Below are 3,575 nucleotides of genomic sequence, written 5' to 3'. Positions count from 1 at the left end.
CGCCGGCCACCAGCGCGGAGGCGAGGCCCTCCACCAGCGCGCCCGTCACCGCCACGTCCGCGTCCACCGCGAGCACCACGCGTCCGCGCACGTCCAGCGCCTCCAGCGCGTAGAGCAGGTGGCCCACCTTGCGGTTGGGGCACACCGGGTCGCTCGGAAGCCAGCGCACGCCCTCCGCCAGCCGGGGCCGGTAGGGCGACAGCACCACCTGCTCCAGCGGCCCCGCGTAGTTGATGGGCAGCTCCAGGTTGTCCAGCTCCTGCGGCGTGGGCGCGTCCACGGGGCGCAGGAGCAGGACGGACGGCAGCGAGCCCGCGGCCGCGACGGGCCCACGGCGCGCCAGCCGCGCCAGCGCCACCGCGCTGAAGCCCCCGGCCAGCGCCGTCCACCCGAGCGTGAAGAGGCCGAGCGCGTTCATGCCGTCCTCCCCACGCGCGTGCGGAAGTGCGCCATCCAGCGGATGAACGGGGAATGGAAGCGGCGGAAGTCCGCCACCTCGCCCATCGTGTCCAGCGTGTCGCGCCTGGACTCCAGCCGCGCGTAGAAGGGCGACGACTCCAGCAGGCGCGGCTCGCCCACGACCTCGTTGCCCGCGTGCAGCCTCGCGGGGACCCGCAGCCCCCAGCCCGTCAGGCTCGTCGGACGCAGCTCCGGCTTCGGGCCGCGCTCGCACACCACGCCGCTGGGGCCCGCCATCATGCGCAGCGGGGCCACGCCGTCCGGCAGGTGGTAGTCCACCACCGTGTGGTTCGCGTGGTGCGTGCGCGCCCAGTGCCAGCCCGACAGCCGCGAGCCCAGCAGCTCCTGGCCGTGGTTCGTGTCGTGGTAGCCCAGGCCCTCGGCCTTGAGCCCCAGCGAGGACACGTCCAGCGTCGCCTCCGACCGCGGCGCCAGGGCCTGCCAGTAGTGCGGCAGGCCCGGCATGAGCTGCACCTCCGCGCCCCGTCCCGTCATCGGCCGCAGCGTCAGGCTGGCGCGCACCGGGCGGCCCCACGGCGCCGTCCCGTCGTCCACGTCCATGCGCACCGTGCCGTCCACCGCGTGCGTCAACGTGGAGCGGCCGATGCGCAGGCGCCCCGGCCCCTGCAGCTCCACGCGCGGGTACTCGCTCAGCACCCACAGCTTGCGCACACCCTGGTGGTAGAGCGCGAAGTTCACCGCGCTGTACGCCAGCGGATGCCCTCCGCGCCGCGCCGCCACCGAGTAGCGCGGCGAGAACAACGACCCGAGCATGAAGATGCACACGGCGCTGTACGGCCCGGCCGTCACGTCCGCGTAGAACCAGCGGTACGCCCCCGGGCTGTCCGGCAACGCGGGCAGCGTGCACGACTCCGCCGCGCCGGACAGGACGCTCTGCGCGAGGACGGACTTCATGCGCCCTCCCGCAGGTGCGCGGACGCCAGCTGCGCCGCGAACCGGCCGGACAGCATCACCAGCGGCACCCCGCCGCCCGGATGCGTGCCGCCGCCCGCGAAGAACAGCCCCGGCGTGCCGCCCCGGATGCGCGGCCTGCGGAACGGACCGAAGCGGCCGTGCGGCAGGAAGCCGTAGATGGAACCCCCCGGGCCCCGCGCGCCGCCAGGTCCACCGGCGAGCGCTGCCCCACCACGCGCACCCGGCCCCTCAACGCCGGGTAGTGGAGCATGAGCTTCTCGAACAGCTGCTCGCGCACGCGCTCCGCGCTGGACTCCCAGTCCCGCCGCGCCTGCTCCGCCCGGCCCTCCTCCAGCGGCATGGCCGGCGCGTTCACCATCACGAACAACCCCGTGCGGCCCAGCGGCGCCATGCCCGGGTCCGTGGCGGACGGGTTGCAGACATACACCGTGGGGTCCGCGGCGAGCTGTCCGGCGAAGAGCTCCTCGAACTCCTTGCGGTAGTCCCCGCCGAACATCACCGCGTGATGCGGGACCGCCGGCCGGCCCTCCGCCTCCAGGAGCAGCACGAAGCCGGACAGCGACAGCGGCTCCGACTCGCGGCGCAGCGACGCCAGCGGATCCGCGTTCACCACCACGCTGTCGAACAGCTCGCCGGCCGGGTCCACGCGGTAGCCCCCGGAGACGCGCTCGAAGCGGGCGCGCGTGTCCAGGTGCACCGTCACGCCCAGCCGCCGCACCGCCTGCCCCAGCGCCTCCACCAGCGCGCCGATGCCGCCGCGCACGTGGTGCACGCCATACGCATGCTCGATGTGCGGGATGAGCGCGAACGCCGCGCTGGACGCGTACGGAGAGCCGCCCGCGTAGGTGGCGAAGCGGCCCACGTACTGCCGCAGGTGGTGCGTGTGGAAGTGCTTCGCCGCCAGCGCGTGCAGCGTGTCCAGCTTCATCCCCGCCAGCATCGCGCCGATGCCCCGGCGGGCCACGCGCGCCATGAAGCCGGCCATGCCCTCGAAGGGGGCCTCCAGGTAGGGCTCGCCCGCCGCGCGCCAGATGGCCGCGGCCTCCGCGTAGAAGGAGTGCACGCCCTTGCGCTCGATGGGGCGCAGCTCCGCGGCGCTCTCCGCCATGCGCTCCAGGTCCTTGTACGCCGTGAAGCCGCACCCGTCCGCGAAGTGGTAGGTGCACTGCGGCTCCAGCTCCGTGAACGGCGGCAGGAGGTCCAGCGCGCCCAGCTGCTCGAAGGTGCTCCGCACCAGCGCCGGCAACGTGAGCAGCGTGGGCCCCGTGTCCAGCGTGAGCCCCTCCACCGTCACCGCCTGCGCCTTGCCGCCCAGGGACGGGCCGCCCTCGAACAGCGTCACCGCGTGGCCCTCCTTCGCCAGGAGGCCCGCGGCCGTCAGCCCGCCAATCCCGCCGCCAATCACCGCCACGCGCGACGCCTTCATCGCGGACCTCCCGTGCCCGTGGGCAACAGCGGCACCGGCGCGGGCGAAGCCGGCAGCGCCAGCGGGGCCTCCGGCAACGCGGCCCGGGGCCGAAGGAAGACGGTCGCCGTCAGCGCCAGCTTGCGCCCCGTCGTCGTGTGCGCCCGGCCGCTGAACACGTCGTCATCCCGCGCCTCGATGTCGCGCAGGATGTCGCCGTAGATGGCGCCCATCAGCCGCACCATGCGCTGGCTGCCGAACCCGGTGAGGTAGTGCACGCCCGCCGCCGCGCGCGCGTAGTAGGCCCGCGCGCGCTGGATTTGGAAGCGCATGAAGTCGCGCCACTTCGCGTCCACCCGGCCCGCGCGCAGGTCGTCCTCGGTGATGCCGAAGGCGCGCAGCTCCTCCGAGGGCAGGTACACCCGGCCGCGCTCCAGGTCCTCGCGCACGTCGCGCAGGATGTTGGTGAGCTGCATCGCGCGGCCCAGGTCCGCCGCCGGCTCCACCGCTCGCTCATCCTCGCAGCCCAGCACCGGCGTCAGCATCAACCCGACCACACCCGCGACCCGGTAGCAGTAGAGGTCCAGCTCCTCCCAGGTGTCGTAGCGCTGCTTCGTCAGGTCCATCTCCATGCCGGAGATGAGGTCCTGGAAGGGCTGCTCGGGGATGCGGTAGTGGTGGATGGTGTGGCGCAGCGCCGCGAACTCGCTCGGGTCCCACGGCGACGGCGCGTCCGCGGCGGGCTGGCGCGCGGCCGGCGGGCCCAGCTCCTGGG

Annotated in this window: 2 protein-coding genes and 2 pseudogenes; all 4 read right to left on the bottom strand. The window is 74.2% G+C overall.

Features of this window, described 5'->3' with window-relative positions; translation table 11 throughout:
- Positions 1-418: pseudogene (locus ACLEQD_RS39285) on the bottom strand (carotenoid biosynthesis protein); the annotation flags it as partial.
- Positions 415-1,374, bottom strand: a complete 960-nt coding sequence (locus tag ACLEQD_RS39280) for a carotenoid 1,2-hydratase (protein ID WP_410391024.1) — start codon at positions 1,372-1,374, stop codon at positions 415-417. The gene ACLEQD_RS39280 and the pseudogene ACLEQD_RS39285, both read right to left, overlap by 4 nt.
- Positions 1,371-2,821: pseudogene (locus tag ACLEQD_RS39275) on the bottom strand (phytoene desaturase family protein). The gene ACLEQD_RS39280 and the pseudogene ACLEQD_RS39275 overlap by 4 nt, the downstream one beginning before the upstream one ends.
- On the bottom strand, positions 2,818-3,575 hold a 758-nt coding region (locus tag ACLEQD_RS39270; RefSeq protein ID WP_410391022.1), incomplete at its 5' end, for a phytoene/squalene synthase family protein. The pseudogene ACLEQD_RS39275 and the gene ACLEQD_RS39270, both read right to left, overlap by 4 nt.

Origin of the sequence: Corallococcus sp. 4LFB (assembly GCF_046520365.1) — a bacterium.
Classification (GTDB): domain Bacteria; phylum Myxococcota; class Myxococcia; order Myxococcales; family Myxococcaceae; genus Corallococcus; species Corallococcus caeni.
Note: the sequence above shows the minus strand (reverse complement) of the source record. Positions and strands in the feature narration are given on the sequence as shown.